Annotated in this window: 15 protein-coding genes and 1 other RNA gene; 8 read left to right on the top strand and 8 right to left on the bottom strand. The window is 63.9% G+C overall.

All coding sequences use genetic code 11. The features are described from left to right. Positions 1-46: 46 nt before the first annotated feature. From E0473_RS11410 to mtgA, 3 genes are all read right to left on the bottom strand, one after another. Entirely contained in the window at positions 47-529 is a 483-nt protein-coding gene (locus E0473_RS11410; RefSeq protein ID WP_137681029.1) for a MarR family winged helix-turn-helix transcriptional regulator, read from the bottom strand. A gap of 172 nt (positions 530-701) precedes the next feature. Then, the gene (locus E0473_RS11405; protein WP_137681028.1) at positions 702-1628 is read right to left on the bottom strand and encodes a cation diffusion facilitator family transporter; all 927 of its coding nucleotides are present in this window, start codon (positions 1626-1628) and stop codon (positions 702-704) included. Between the two features lie 4 nt (positions 1629-1632). Beyond that, complete coding sequence (gene mtgA / locus E0473_RS11400; protein ID WP_137681027.1) at positions 1633-2304, bottom strand: monofunctional biosynthetic peptidoglycan transglycosylase; 672 nt, start codon at positions 2302-2304, stop codon at positions 1633-1635. A 148-nt stretch (positions 2305-2452) separates the two neighbouring features. On the opposite strand from mtgA, the gene E0473_RS11395 reads away from it, so the two are divergent. Continuing rightward, entirely contained in the window at positions 2453-3757 is a 1305-nt protein-coding gene (locus E0473_RS11395; RefSeq protein ID WP_241657476.1) for an amidohydrolase, read from the top strand. Between the two features lie 97 nt (positions 3758-3854). Here E0473_RS11395 and rpoH read toward each other — a convergent pair whose 3' ends face one another. Both rpoH and E0473_RS11385 read right to left on the bottom strand, forming a co-directional pair. Next, positions 3855-4757, bottom strand: a complete 903-nt coding sequence (gene rpoH / locus E0473_RS11390) for an RNA polymerase sigma factor RpoH (RefSeq protein WP_137681026.1) — start codon at positions 4755-4757, stop codon at positions 3855-3857. Between the two features lie 135 nt (positions 4758-4892). Then, positions 4893-5840, bottom strand: coding sequence for an RluA family pseudouridine synthase (locus E0473_RS11385; RefSeq protein WP_137681025.1), 948 nt, complete (start codon positions 5838-5840; stop codon positions 4893-4895). Between the two features lie 77 nt (positions 5841-5917). On the opposite strand from E0473_RS11385, the gene E0473_RS11380 reads away from it, so the two are divergent. From E0473_RS11380 to rnpB, 4 genes are all read left to right on the top strand, one after another. Further along, positions 5918-6364 carry a M67 family metallopeptidase gene (locus E0473_RS11380; RefSeq protein ID WP_137681024.1) on the top strand — a complete coding sequence of 149 codons (447 nt, stop codon included), beginning with the start codon at positions 5918-5920 and terminating at the stop codon, positions 6362-6364. A gap of 12 nt (positions 6365-6376) precedes the next feature. Next, positions 6377-7030: a histidine phosphotransferase family protein gene (locus tag E0473_RS11375; protein WP_137681023.1), complete on the top strand. Its 654-nt coding sequence runs from the start codon at positions 6377-6379 to the stop codon at positions 7028-7030. Between the two features lie 2 nt (positions 7031-7032). Then, on the top strand, positions 7033-7758 hold the full coding sequence (locus tag E0473_RS11370) for an N-acetylmuramoyl-L-alanine amidase (RefSeq protein ID WP_137681022.1): 726 nt from the start codon (positions 7033-7035) through the stop codon (positions 7756-7758). 39 nt (positions 7759-7797) lie between these two features. After that, positions 7798-8226, top strand: an RNA gene (gene rnpB / locus E0473_RS11365) — RNase P RNA component class A. 19 nt (positions 8227-8245) lie between these two features. Here rnpB and E0473_RS11360 read toward each other — a convergent pair. Further along, complete coding sequence (locus E0473_RS11360) at positions 8246-9046, bottom strand: metallophosphoesterase family protein (protein ID WP_137681021.1); 801 nt, start codon at positions 9044-9046, stop codon at positions 8246-8248. Positions 9047-9358: 312 nt separating this feature from the next. Here E0473_RS11360 and E0473_RS11355 point away from each other — a divergent pair, with 312 nt between their 5' ends. Next, positions 9359-10120, top strand: a complete 762-nt coding sequence (locus tag E0473_RS11355; protein WP_137681020.1) for a TorF family putative porin — start codon at positions 9359-9361, stop codon at positions 10118-10120. A gap of 71 nt (positions 10121-10191) precedes the next feature. Here the strand turns inward: E0473_RS11355 and E0473_RS11350 are convergent, their stop codons facing one another. Then, positions 10192-10842 carry an SIMPL domain-containing protein gene (locus E0473_RS11350; protein ID WP_241657523.1) on the bottom strand — a complete coding sequence of 217 codons (651 nt, stop codon included), beginning with the start codon at positions 10840-10842 and terminating at the stop codon, positions 10192-10194. Between the two features lie 203 nt (positions 10843-11045). On the opposite strand from E0473_RS11350, the gene E0473_RS11345 reads away from it, so the two are divergent. Beyond that, complete coding sequence (locus tag E0473_RS11345) at positions 11046-11483, top strand: VOC family protein (RefSeq protein WP_137681018.1); 438 nt, start codon at positions 11046-11048, stop codon at positions 11481-11483. 50 nt (positions 11484-11533) lie between these two features. Next, complete coding sequence (locus E0473_RS11340) at positions 11534-12115, top strand: hypothetical protein (RefSeq protein ID WP_137681017.1); 582 nt, start codon at positions 11534-11536, stop codon at positions 12113-12115. On the opposite strand, the gene E0473_RS11335 is transcribed toward E0473_RS11340, so the two are convergent. After that, positions 12112-12843: a CHAP domain-containing protein gene (locus tag E0473_RS11335; protein ID WP_137681016.1), complete on the bottom strand. Its 732-nt coding sequence runs from the start codon at positions 12841-12843 to the stop codon at positions 12112-12114. The genes E0473_RS11340 and E0473_RS11335 overlap by 4 nt on opposite strands. Positions 12844-12884: the final 41 nt, after the last annotated feature.

Below are 12884 nucleotides of genomic sequence, written 5' to 3'. Positions count from 1 at the left end.
CAGATACCATTGACAGACCGCTTATCAAAGCGCCGTTTTGGCCCGTTCAGACAGGCTCCAGCCGCTCCTCTTCGAGCACGGTGCGCGCAGCGCAATAGATTCGCTCGACCGCAAGCGAGGCCTGCACCTTGTCCTCCTCAGGCAACAGAGCCGCAATCGCCTGTTCGCTGTCCTGCGCAATCCGGGACATGGCTTCGCAAATGGTGCGCCCCATGGGGGTGAGCCGAATGGCCAGCGGCCGCGGCGCGGGGGTCGTCGGCCTCGCGATAAGGCCGCGCGTGGTGAGCATCTTAACCATCCGGCTGATCTGCCCGCAGTCGCGGCTGAGGTTGGCCGCCAGCGTGGCCAGAGTGATCGGCGCATGGGCGTTGACCTGCGCCAGAAGGCGATAATGGATCTCGGTCAAGCCAAAGCTCTGCCGGAAGCTGGCAGCGCGGCAACGCACCACAGCCTCGCAGGCCATGATCAACCGATCTGACAGGGCTTGCGGAGCGTTGGCTTGGTCGAACGAATGGTCGGCGGCGGTCATTGTCGGTCCTTTCGCGAAGGGCCGCTGCCAGCGCGCTGCGGAAGCCCCAATCCGCCCGCACGGGCCGCAGCCCGGAGATGCCGACTACCATGCCGGAACCCGCAAAGGCCGACAGGTTAATTACGGTAATCCGCCCGAACGCAACGGTTACACAGCCGTTACAGCGCCGCCTTCAGATGCAGCGGTCGCAAGCCTCACGGCTTTTCTCCACCTGGAACGTCGCGTGGCCAATGGCGTGGTGATGCTTCAGTTCGTGCGCCGCATCGCGCAGAAACGCATCGCCCGGATGACCTTCCGGCATCACCAGATGCGCAGTCAGCGCGGTCTCGGTCGTGCTGACGGCCCAGATGTGGACATGATGAACATCGCTCACCCCCGGCAAGCTCTTCAATTCGGCAAACACCGCGGCTTCGTCGACCCCGGCGGGCACACCGGCGAGGCCCAGCCGAACGCTGTCCTTCAATAACCCCCAGGTGCCCCAGCCGATCACCGCCACGATCACGAGGCTGACCAGCGGATCGATAATCACCGCGCCGGTGAGCAGGATCACAACGCCCGCCACCACCACACCCACCGAAACAAGCGCATCGGCCGCCATGTGCAGGAAGGCGCCGCGCACGTTCAGATCATCATGCTGCCCGCGCATGAACATCAGCGCGGTAGCGGTGTTGATGACGATGCCCACGCCGGCCACCCAGATCATCGTCCAGCCCTCGGGCTCGACCGGGTCGATGATGCGGTGGACGGTCTCGAACAGGATCGCCCCGATCGCGATCAACAGCAGCATCGCATTGGCGAGCGCGGCGAGAATGGTCGAGCTTTTAAGGCCATAGGTAAAGCGCGAGGTTGCAGGCCGCTTGGCAGCGACGCTCGCGCCCCAGGCGATGATCAGCCCCAGCACATCGCTGAGGTTGTGCCCCGCATCGGCCACCAGCGCCATCGAGCCGGAGATATAGCCGTAAACCGCTTCCACCGCGACGAACACGGTGTTGAGCACGATGCCGATGGCAAAGGCGCGCCCGAAGTCCTTGGGGGCGTGCGAGTGGCCGTGATCGTGGCCATGGCTGTGCCCGTGGCTATGGCTGTGCGCGCCGCTCATCGTCTTACTCGTAAACGCAAGCGTCGAGCGCGTCACGCCGCACCACGCCGATCCGCGCCCTGATCGAATTGCCATAGCGCCGCGTGAAACCTGTGGGATTGATGACGGCGCGCGTCTTCGGGCTCGGCAGTGCGGCTGCGATCCGGCTCGCCTCGCTCTCGCTCAATTGCGCGGCCGAGTGCTGGAAATAGCGCTCGGCTCCGGCGGCAACGCCATAGGTGCCGATCCCTGTCTCCGCTACGTTGAGATAGACCTCCATGATACGGCGCTTATCCCAAAGGTGCTCGATCAGGAAGGTGAACCAGGCCTCCAGGCCCTTGCGGAAAAAGCCGCCGCCCTGCCACAGAAACACGTTCTTGGCGGTCTGCTGGCTGATGGTCGATGCACCGCGCTCACGCTTGCCCGCCATCCGCTCCTCGATCGCCTGCTCGATTGCCTCGGCGTCGAAACCGGAATGTTCGCAGAACTTGCTGTCCTCTGCCGCGATCACGGCAGAAACCATATTGCGGTCGATCCGCGAAAGTGGCTCCCAGTCGCGGGTAAAGCCATTCTCGTCCATCAGCATCGTAGCCGTGACTGGCACCGGAACGAAGCGCCACAGCCCTACCGCGAGCAGGCTCAGCACGACAAAGGCCAAAATGAGGCGGCCGAGCCAGATAAAGATGCGCGTTACCATATGGCCCTGTCATAGCGGGCTGGCAGCGCCATGAACATCCACCTCCTCCACGCCCTTGCAAGATTGAGCGTTTGCGCCACTATGGGCGCCTCAATCGGTTGCCATTGAAGGAATTGTCGCCATTTTCCGCACCGCCTTGCTCGCCGCCTTGCTTGTTTCAACCACAGCCACGCCCACGCTGGCGCAGGATGCCGAAATGGCCGCCGCTATCGAGGCCGACTGGGACGGCCACCTCGCCGCGCTGTTCGAACACTTCCACCGCAACCCCGAACTCTCGTTCATGGAAGTGCAGACCGCCGCGCGCATGGCCGCGGAGCTGCGCGAAGCCGGGGCCGAGGTGACCGAGAATGTCGGCGGCACCGGCGTCGTCGGGATGTTGCGCAATGGTGAGGGGCCGCTGGTCATGCTGCGCGCCGATATGGACGGCCTTCCGCTCAAGGAAGACAGCGGGCTCGACTATGCTTCCACCGTTACCCAGGTCGATGCCGACGGGGTCCAATACCCGGTGATGCACGCTTGCGGGCACGATTCGCACATCACCGCGCTGGTGGGCATCGCGCGCTATCTCGCCGCGCATACCGACGAGTGGTCGGGCACGGTAATGCTGGTGGTCCAGCCCGCTGAAGAGCGGCTGGGCGGCGCGCGCGCCATGCTTGAAGACGGGCTGTACGACCGCTTCGGCAAGCCTGACTATGCCCTCGCCTTCCATTCCGCCGCGGGCGCGCCCGTGGGCACGATCAACATCGCCGACAGCTCCAACCTCGTCTCGTCGAGTTCCGACGCGGTCGACATCGTGGTCCATGGCGTGGGCGCGCACGGGGCCTATCCGCACGCGGGTCGCGATCCGGTCTATATCGGGGCCGAAATCGTGACCGGCCTGCAAGGCATCGTGAGCCGCGAGGTGGCACCGCTGCAACCTTCGGTAATCACAGTGGGAATGTTCAACGCCGGCACCAAGCGCAATATCATCCCCGACCGTGCCGAATTGCAGCTGACTGTGCGCAGCAACGATCCGGCGGTGCGCGCGCAATTGCTGGAGGCTATCGAGCGTGTCGCCGTGGGCACCGCCCGTGCGCATGGCATTGATGAGGACATGCTGCCCGAGGTCACTCACCAGTATGGCACCCCGGCCAATATCAACAACGATGCGCTGGCGCGGCGGCTCGATACGGCGCTGCGCTCAGCCTTTGGCGAAGATGCGGTGGTGGTCCAGAAGCAGACCGGCATGGGCGCGGAGGATTTCGCCTATTTCGTGACCGAGGATACAGGCGTGCCCGGCTACTTCATCGGCATCGGCGGCACCCCGCTTGAGGACATCGAAGCGGCAGCGAACGGAGGCCCGCCCGTCCCCTCGCACCATTCGCCGTTTTTCCGCATCGATGGTGAGGCCACGGTAACGCTGGGCGCACAGGCGTTGATCACTGCCGTGCTAAACCTCGCTGCGCCTAGCTGAGCAAAAAGCCCTTCCCGACAGGGAGGGGAGATGAGACGAAAAATGGGCGCGGAAGGCATAACCCTCCGCGCCCTTTTTCATTTCAGAGCCGTGAAGCTCAGGCCGCTCCGGGCAACAGTTTCTCGCCAGCAATCCGCTGCATCGCCTTCTGCAGCTTCTCGAACGCGCGCACTTCTATCTGGCGGATGCGTTCGCGGCTCACGTCATAGACCTGCGACAGCTCCTCGAGTGTCTGGGGGTTCTCGGTCAGCCGCCGTTCGGAGAGAATGTGCTTCTCGCGATCGTTAAGGCTGTCCATCGCTTCGAGCAGCATATCGTGGCGTACCTCCGCCTCTTCGGCGTCGGCGACAGTCTCGTCCTGCAGCGGACGGTCGTCGGTCAGCCAATCCTGCCACTCGCCCGAACCTTCTTCGCCATTGCGCATCGGCGTGTTGAGCGAGCCATCGCCGCCCATCATCATCCGACGGTTCATGTTGACGACTTCGGTTTCGGACACGCCCAGATCGGTGGCGATCTTCGCCACGTCATCGGGATGCAGGTCTGAGTCCTCGTAGGCCTCGAGCTGCTTCTTCATCCGTCGCAGGTTGAAGAACAGCTTCTTCTGCGCGGCGGTGGTGCCCATCTTCACCAGGCTCCACGAGCGCAGGATGAACTCTTGCATGCTCGCCTTGATCCACCACATGGCATAGGTCGCGAGGCGGAAACCGCGATCGGGCTCGAATTTCTTCACGCCCTGCATCAGGCCGACATTGCCTTCGGAAATGAGGTCGGACACGGGCAGACCGTAGCCGCGATAGCCCATCGCGATCTTCGCCACCAGGCGCAGGTGCGAAGTGACAAGCTGCGCGGCAGCTTCGGGGTCTTCGTGTTCCTGATAGCGCTTGGCGAGCATATATTCCTGCTCAGCCGTCAGCACCGGGAATTTCTTGATTTCGGCCAGATAGCGATTGAGGCTCTGCTCACCGCCTAAGGCTGGCACGCTGGGTCGGACTTGGCTCACTGTTCCCTTACCTTTCTTCTGTGTCGACCGCCGATGCCGGACCCCTGCTGGGCATCACGGCTGTGGGGCCACCTGGGATGCTCCGCAAAGAGCATGTTGCCGTTATAGAAGCTTTGCACGCAATGTGTGTGCATTTCATCGATCAGAACGACCAAGTTCGTCGATGAGTTCCCGCATATCGGACGGCAATTCGGTCGCAAATTGTATCGAATCGCCGCTGACTGGATGGACGAAACCAAGGCTCGCGGCATGCAGCGCCTGGCGCGCAAAACCGAGGTTGCGGATCGTGGTGCGTATGGCTGACGGATCGCGTCCATAGACAGGATCTCCCAATAGCGCATGGCCGATTGACGAAAGGTGAACCCGCACCTGGTGGGTCCGCCCGGTTTCGAGCCGACATTCGATAAGACTCGCATGATCGAGCCGTTCAATCAGCTTGTAATGGGTGATCGCATGTTTGCCACGCGAGGAATTGTTGTCGAGCACCGCCATTTTCTTTCGGTCGCGCTCGGACCGGCCCAGCCGGGCATTGATCGTGCCCACGGCAGGGTTCGGATAGCCACCGCAGACGGCGAGATAGCGGCGCTCGATCGAGTGGTCGGCGAATTGTTTGGCCAGCCCCTCATGCGCAACATCGCTTTTGGCCACCACGAGCAGGCCCGAGGTGTCCTTGTCGATGCGGTGGACGATGCCGGGCCGCGCGACCCCGCCGATCCCGCTGAGCTGACCCGCGCAATGGTGCAGCAGCGCGTTGACCAGCGTGCCATCGGGATTGCCCGCCGCCGGGTGGACGACCATGCCAGCAGGCTTGTCGACCACGATCAGGTGCGTGTCCTCGAACACCACGGTGAGGGGGATATCCTGTGGACGAGCCTGTGGATTGTCTGGGGGTGGGAGGTGGATAACGAAGCTCAGTCCCGCCTGAACCTTGGCAGAGGGAGCAGTCGCGATCTTGCCCGCGATCTCGACCTTTCCTTCGAATATCAGCGCCTTGATCCGTTCGCGCGAAAGCTCACTCGTATCAGCCAAGGCCTTGTCGAGGCGGCCATCGTCAACGATGGTTCCAGATACGATCTCAGACATATGCCTGTCCCGTAGGTATCAGACGCGAGGTGATAGACTTGCCTGCCCGGCAATGCAGCATGTAGGTCCAGAACGACATGAGCCCGTCTAGAGAGAAAAGCAGCCCTTCGACAAGCTCGGGGCAGTCGGATGTGGTGCTTGCGGATGCCGCCGCCGAGCAAATCCGCTCCCATGCCCGGCTCGCCGCCCCGCTTGAATGCTGCGGTCTCCTGCTCGGCCAAGCGGGCGCGATCACCGAAGCGCGCCCTGCCCGCAACGTCCACCTCTCGCCGCAAACGCACTTCGAGATCGACCCGCAGGCACTGATCGACGCCCACCGCGCCGCCCGCGCCGGCGGCCCCCAGGTGCTCGGCTACTATCACTCGCACCCGCGCGGCCCCGCCGAACCCTCGGCCACCGACCGCGCCATGGCCGCACATGACCGCGCAATCTGGGCGATCGTGGGGCAAGATGGGGCCATTGGCCTGTGGTCAGATAATAAACAGGGCTTTGAAGCGCTTTTCACGCAGGCCTCAAGCCGGTAAGGAGCAGCCCTGATGACCTCCTCCACCGATCTTGCCGCCCTCCTCTGCTCGCGCCTGTGCCACGATATGCTCAGCCCCGTGGGTGCGCTCAACAATGGCCTCGAACTGCTCGCCGACGAGGACGACCCCGAAATGCGCGCGCGCTGTATCGAGCTGCTTGAGCAAAGCGCGCAGACCACCGCGATGAAGCTGAAGTTCTTCCGCCTCGCTTTCGGGGCCGCCGGTGGCTTCGGCGAACAGGTCGCGGTGGAAGAGCCAAAGGAGCTGATCGAAGGCCTCGCCTCCGGCAATGCCCGCATCAGCCTTGCCTGGGCGCTGGAGGTCAACACGCTGTCGAAACCGGCGGTGAAGATCCTGCTCAACCTCGCCGCCATCGGGCTCGATTCGCTGGTGCGCGGTGGCACCTTGCTGGTCGGGGCCGAACGCAGCGACGGAGCGACCGAAATCGTCATCCGCGCGGAAGGGCAAAAGATCGCCTTCGACGAGAGCGTGGGCCGCGCCCTGGCTGGCGACCTGCCCGAAAGCGAGCTCACCGGCCGCACTGCTCCGGCGCATATGATCCACCTGCTCGCAAGCGAAAATGGCGGCGAACTGCGCTCGGCCCGTGCCGACGAGATGCTCGTGCTCGGCGCCGCGCTGCCGCCCGTGCCAGGAATGATCGGCTGACCATGGACGGGCAACCGCTCGACCCTGCCGAACTGGTCGACCGCCACGCCCCTTCGCCCAACTGGAACGAACGGCAACTGCCCATTTCGATGCTGGTGCTGCATTACACCGACATGGTGGGCAAGGATGCGGCACTCACCCGGATGTGCGAGGCCGAAGCGGGCGTCTCGGCACACTATCTGATCGAGGAAGACGGCACGATCATCCAGCTCGTCGACGAGGACAAGCGCGCCTGGCACGCAGGCAAATCGTCCTGGCGCGGGATACACGACGTCAATTCGGCCAGCATCGGGATCGAGCTTGACCACCCCGGCCACACCAACGGCTATCGCCCCTTTGCCGATGCGCAGATCGAGGCGCTGATCCCGCTGGTCCATTCCATTGTGAAACGCCGCGATATTCCGCGCGCCAACGTGGTCGCCCATTCGGATATCGCGCCCGACCGCAAGATCGATCCGGGCGAACTGTTCCCCTGGGGGCGGCTCGCACGGGTGGGCCTGTGCCTCGCCAATCCCGAGCGGCTCGATCTTGGCGACCCGTTCGAAAACGACGGTGCGTTTCTGCTGGCACTTGATCGCTTCGGATATGATATCTCCGACCAGACCAAGGTGGTCGAGGCGTTTCAGCGTCGCTGGCGGCCCGACCTCATCGACGGTGTGATCGACGGCGAATGCCGCGCGATCCTGTTCCAGCTCCTGCTTGACCGCGACCGCGGGCTTGCACGCTAACTTGCGCAACGCCGTGCCGCGCCTATAAGCGCGCCCGTGCCGGGGAGCCGGGCAGCCGCGCCCTTCGACAGGCTCAGGATGAGCGGGTCGATGGTGCGAGGAAAGTCCGGGCTCCACGAAACGAGGGTGGCGGGTAACGCCCGCCGTGGGCAACCACAGGGAAAGTGCCACAGAGAGTATACCGCCGATGGCCCTTACCGGGCACAGGCAAGGGTGAAAGGGTGCGGCAAGAGCGCACCGGGGCGCTGGCAACAGGGCCCGCATGGCAAACCCCACCCGGAGCAAGACCGCATAGGGGTCGCGCGCCTCGCAAGAGGCAGGGGTGTTTCGCCCCGAGCGACCCGGGTTGGTCGCCAGAGCGCGCCGGGCAACCGGCCGCCCAGACGAATGGCTGCCGCCGCCGATACCTTCCTGCACGCAGGATAAGGTCGGCGGACACAGAACCCGGCTTACAGGCTCCCCGGCACACGAGCCCCAGGTAAAAACGTCAGAAGGCGCGCGTGGTGATCGTGCCGTCCTCGGCCTGCACCGTTTCGATGAAGCGCCGCTCGTCGCCTTCGAGCGCGAGCGCGGTCAGCCTGCCGCTGGCATAGGCGCCAGTGTCGATGCCGATGCGGTGCGGGCGGACCTGCACCTCATCGGCAATCGTGTGGCCATGCACGACAACGAACCCCAGAGGCTTGTCATGGCTGAGGAACGGCTCCCGGATCCAGCGCAGATCGGCATCGGCCTGCGCTTCGAGGGGCTCACTCGGATCGATCCCGGCATGGACGAACACATAATCGCCCAGCACGATCATATCCTCGAAACCGGCGATGTAGGCGCGCTCTTCCTTGCCCACCGCGCTTGCCATCATGGCCTGCACCTCTTCCACCGTCGCAGCCGAATAGGCCTTGGGATCGACGCCGTAGCTGAAAAGCGTTTCCCGGCCGCCGTGGCGCAAGAAAGGGCGCAACACCTCGGCATCGGCGAAACTCCTGAGGAACATTTCCTCATGGTTGCCCGCCAGGATCCGCACTTCGCGGTGCTGTTGCCATGCCCGCGCGAAAGCGACCACGCCCGCGCTGTCGGGCCCGCGGTCGATCAGGTCGCCCAGCAGGATCACGCTGGTCTGCGCCGGTGAACGCGCCTCGTCGTCGCTCTCGATGGCCTCGGCCAGAGCTTCGAGAAGGTCCAGCCGGCCGTGCACATCGCCGATCGCATAGACGCGTTGGCCTGCGGGCAAGCTTGCGCGAGCGTCAGGCACGGCAGGGGACTTGCCGAACAGTTTTTGCAGGAAATCCTTCATGATCCATGTTTGAAATGGCCCTCGATCAGCCTCGGTCAAGGCAGCACTCGCCCCAAGTCCGCAGTGTTGGAAGCCGGCGATATCGGAAAACGTGGCGCAGACGCACCGGTAACCATACCCAGTGATGCGATTATGACACACAAATTACACGAGATGGGCCTGTGCCGCAATTGATCTTGTGCAATGCAGCGCATGTTGGCAGTTTTTCATCCCAAGCAAACATTTATCGGCCCGATCCAAAAAACAGAGGCCGAAGTATTGCTGCGCAGGTGGGACGAGGCACAGTTTCAACAGCAATCGAGGAAATTGCCCATGCTTACGTCCGTCCGCAGCCTGTTGGCTGCCACTGTTCTTGCCGGTTCCGTTTTCGCCGCCGCCGCCCCTGCCGCCGCGCAGGACATCGAGCTGTCGGGCAACGCTGCCGTTGTTTCGGAATACCGCTTCCGCGGTGTTGACCTGTCGGGCGGCGATATCGCCATCCAGGGCGGTGTCGATGCGGCCATCGGCGGCTTCTATGTCGGCACCTGGGGTTCGAGCCTCGACGAAGACACCGTCGGCTACGGCCACACCGAGCTTGACGTCTACGCCGGTTACGCTGGCTCGTCTGGCGTGATCAGCTACGACATCGGTGTGCTCGCCTACCTTTACCCGAACTCGGGCCCGGGCGACTTCGACTACATCGAGCCCTATGCCTCGGTCGGCGCGACCGTTGGCCCGGCTGACGTCACCCTCGGCGTTGCCTACGCTCCCGAGCAGGATTCGCTCAACGGTGAGGACAACTTCTACATCTACACCGATGTTGGCGTCGGCATTCCCAACACCCCGGTGAGCCTGGCGGGCCACCTCGGCTACACCGACGGTTTCCTGACCTACACTGCCGATTCCAAGGCGTGGGACTGGTCGATCGGTGCCGACGTGGCGCTGGGCTCCGTGGCGTCGGTTGGCGTTGCCTACGTTGGTGCCGAGGGTGATCCCTCGACCATCGACGACATGGGCACCGAGAGCCCTGCCGACGACTTCATCTACGACTTCGTGGATGACGCTGTCGTCGTCACGCTGTCGGCCAGCTTCTGATTTCCTGAAGCTTTCAGAGGAAAGGCCCGCGCCGAAAGGTGCGGGCCTTTTCTTTTGTGCAGGCGCGCTGCCTAGTCGATCATGAAATCGACCGTGGTCACCACCCGCACCTTCTTGAACGGGGTGTCCGCCGTGCCCCAACCGCCGCTGTCGCCATCGCGGCTGGTGATCTCGAAATAGCCCTGCGTCGCCTGGCGGATCGCGCCCACCTCGCTGCCCGAATCCTCGGCAAACTGCTCCGCCGCCGCGCGCGCATCACGCGTCGCTTCGGCCACCATCTCGGGCTTGATTGCGTTGAGGCCGGTGAACGAATAGCTCATCCCCGACCCCTCCTCGAGCATCACCCCGCGCCGCACTAGATCGAACTGGCGCCGCACCGCGCTCTGCGCCTTTTCGATATCGGTGGTGCGAAGGCTCATGCGCTGGCGCACGGTGAAAGTGGGATAGCCATCGTTGGTGAAGCTGGAGACGTTCACCGCCACCGGTTGCAGCGCGTCGTCAGGAAAGCCCAGTTCCTTGAAAAAGGCGGTCAGTTGTTCGGTATCGCGGTCCACGCTGGCCTGCGCCTCGCCAAGGTTGGCTGCGCTGGCCGAATAAGAGATCGTCCAGGTCGCCAGATCGGCGGTCACGTCACGCTCGGCAAGGCCGCGCACCGTAACCGACCGATCGGCCAACCGCGCGCGCAGCAGGCCGTCGCCCATCAGATATCCACCCGCAACCATGCCCGCCGCAAGGATCAGCGCTGTGCCGAAAAACAGCTTGGTGTTCGTCCGCCGCCAGAACGGCGCGGAATTTTCGGTGGCGCTATCACTTGAATCGTCGATATTGCTGCTCATCTGCGATCTCCCTGCTCCAAGGCTGCGACGAACTGTGGCTTATGAGCGATGAACCGTTTTTGAACAGCGACCAACCGAGGCCCTTCTCCATGCCAAAATACCTTCACACGATGATCCGCGTCACCGATCTTGACGAGACGATTGCCTTCTTCGGCCTGCTTGGGCTGGAAGAGGTGAAGCGCATGGAGAACGAGAAGGGCCGCTTCACGCTCGCTTTCCTCGCCGCGCCCGGCCAGAAGGACGTGGCCGAAGTGGAGCTGACCTACAACTGGCCCGCAGAAGACGGCAGCGAACCCGAGGTTTACACCGGCGGGCGCAATTTCGGCCACCTCGCCTATCGGGTGGAGGATATCTACGCCACCTGCCAGAAGCTGATGGACGCAGGCGTCACCATCAACCGCCCTCCGCGCGATGGCCACATGGCCTTTGTCCGCACGCCCGATGGCATCTCGATCGAATTGCTGCAGGATGGCTACCTCGACCCGCAGGAGCCGTGGGCGAGCATGGAGAACACCGGCAGCTGGTGAGCATGGCGGCGGCGAGGAACCGTGGGCAGACCGCAAGAGTTTACGCTGTCATGATGCGAATCCTGCTCCTTGCCGCCCCGGCCCTCGCCCTCGCCGCCTGTTCGGGCGGAGACGACAGCGCGCCCGAAGCAGACGCCACCACCGGCGCGCCTGCCACAACACCGGCCAGTCCGGCCGCCGTCCAAGCCACGCCTGCGCAAGGCCGTGTTCTCACGCTGGAAGGCTTGGGCGATCTCGGTATTGGTGCGCCAGTGCCGCAAAACAGCAGCTGGAGCGCGCCCGACATACAGATCAGCGACGGCTGCACCATGTATACCTCGCCCGACTATCCCGATGTCTGGGCCATGGTGACAGGCGGGGCCGTGCGCCGCATCAGCGTGGGGCCGGACAGCGACGTGACCCTGATCGAGGGTATTGGCACGGGAGCCACGGAAACAGAAGTGCGCCGCGCTTTCGGCGGTTTCCGCGAAACGCCCCACAAATACGAAGATCCTCCCGCCAAGGATCTCACCGCCCCCAACGCCGACAGCGGCGAGCCCGCGCTTCGTTTCGAGATCGGGGCCGACGGCACGGTGAGCGTGATGCACGTGGGCACCGCGCCCGAACTCGGCTTTGTGGAAGGCTGCGCCTAACGCAGGCTGGCGAAGGCGCGAACGAACCGCGCATCGCCGCCTATCCGGTCAAGCGCCAGCTCTGCGGCGAAGCGATCATCCTGATTGGAAGAAGCCGTTTGCACACGAGCGCGGGCCTGCTGGCGCACCGGCGGCGGGCTCCCCTCCTGCCGCGCAACCGATGCGCTAGCGTTGGGTGAGGCTGGCAGATCGGCGAAAGCATAACGGAACGGCACCCTCTGCGCGCCCGGCTTCTCGTTGTAGATGAAGCCCGCGACCGGCCAGTGCGTTGTGCCCAGAGCATCGGACGGCGCATACCAGACGCGCACCTCGCTCCAGTCGTTGTTGGGCGATACGTCCACCGCGCGCACATCGTCTTCGATCTGGCCGCGCCGCCCGCCGATTTCCGACCAGTTCGCGTGCCGCAGCAGCACCGTGCGCGAATCGACGATCCGGCTGACAGCGGCGACATGGCCCAGCGTCATGTTGCGATAGGGCACGAAGGCCATCACGGCCCCCACACGCGGCGTATGCCCACGCGCATAATGCCCTTCGGCCTGGCCCCACCAGGTATGCGCATCGCCATAAATCTTGATGCCTGAAACCTGGCGAGCATAGGGCACACATTGCAGGTAGTCACCGTTCGCCGTGCCCGGCGTACCGGGCGCAGGCGCGGCATATTCTGCCGCAGCGGGCGCGCCCGCACCTGCGGCGAGGATCAGCAGGCTGGCGAAAAGGACCTTCCTCATAACGACACCGACCTGCCGCCAGAAGGTTAGGAAGTTATCGA

Source organism: Aurantiacibacter suaedae (assembly GCF_005434915.1).
GTDB classification, from domain to species: Bacteria; Pseudomonadota; Alphaproteobacteria; order Sphingomonadales; family Sphingomonadaceae; genus Alteraurantiacibacter; species Alteraurantiacibacter suaedae.
The sequence above is the reverse complement of the archived record's forward strand: the minus strand, read 5'-3'. Positions and strand labels throughout refer to the sequence as shown.

Excerpts from the sequence above, each read along its gene's own strand:
- E0473_RS11410 (WP_137681029.1), bottom strand. The coding sequence starts at position 529 with ATGACCGCCGCCGACCATTCGTTCGACCAAGCCAACGCTCCGCAAGCC.
- E0473_RS11405 (WP_137681028.1), bottom strand. The coding sequence starts at position 1,628 with ATGAGCGGCGCGCACAGCCATAGCCACGGGCACAGCCATGGCCACGAT.
- mtgA (WP_137681027.1), bottom strand. The coding sequence starts at position 2,304 with ATGGTAACGCGCATCTTTATCTGGCTCGGCCGCCTCATTTTGGCCTTT.
- E0473_RS11385 (WP_137681025.1), bottom strand. The coding sequence starts at position 5,840 with ATGTCTGAGATCGTATCTGGAACCATCGTTGACGATGGCCGCCTCGAC.
- E0473_RS11380 (WP_137681024.1), top strand. The coding sequence starts at position 5,918 with ATGAGCCCGTCTAGAGAGAAAAGCAGCCCTTCGACAAGCTCGGGGCAG.
- E0473_RS11375 (WP_137681023.1), top strand. The coding sequence starts at position 6,377 with ATGACCTCCTCCACCGATCTTGCCGCCCTCCTCTGCTCGCGCCTGTGC.
- E0473_RS11370 (WP_137681022.1), top strand. The coding sequence starts at position 7,033 with ATGGACGGGCAACCGCTCGACCCTGCCGAACTGGTCGACCGCCACGCC.
- E0473_RS11360 (WP_137681021.1), bottom strand. The coding sequence starts at position 9,046 with ATGAAGGATTTCCTGCAAAAACTGTTCGGCAAGTCCCCTGCCGTGCCT.
- E0473_RS11355 (WP_137681020.1), top strand. The coding sequence starts at position 9,359 with ATGCTTACGTCCGTCCGCAGCCTGTTGGCTGCCACTGTTCTTGCCGGT.
- E0473_RS11350 (WP_241657523.1), bottom strand. The coding sequence starts at position 10,842 with ATGGTTGCGGGTGGATATCTGATGGGCGACGGCCTGCTGCGCGCGCGG.
- E0473_RS11345 (WP_137681018.1), top strand. The coding sequence starts at position 11,046 with ATGCCAAAATACCTTCACACGATGATCCGCGTCACCGATCTTGACGAG.
- E0473_RS11340 (WP_137681017.1), top strand. The coding sequence starts at position 11,534 with ATGATGCGAATCCTGCTCCTTGCCGCCCCGGCCCTCGCCCTCGCCGCC.
- E0473_RS11335 (WP_137681016.1), bottom strand. The coding sequence starts at position 12,843 with ATGAGGAAGGTCCTTTTCGCCAGCCTGCTGATCCTCGCCGCAGGTGCG.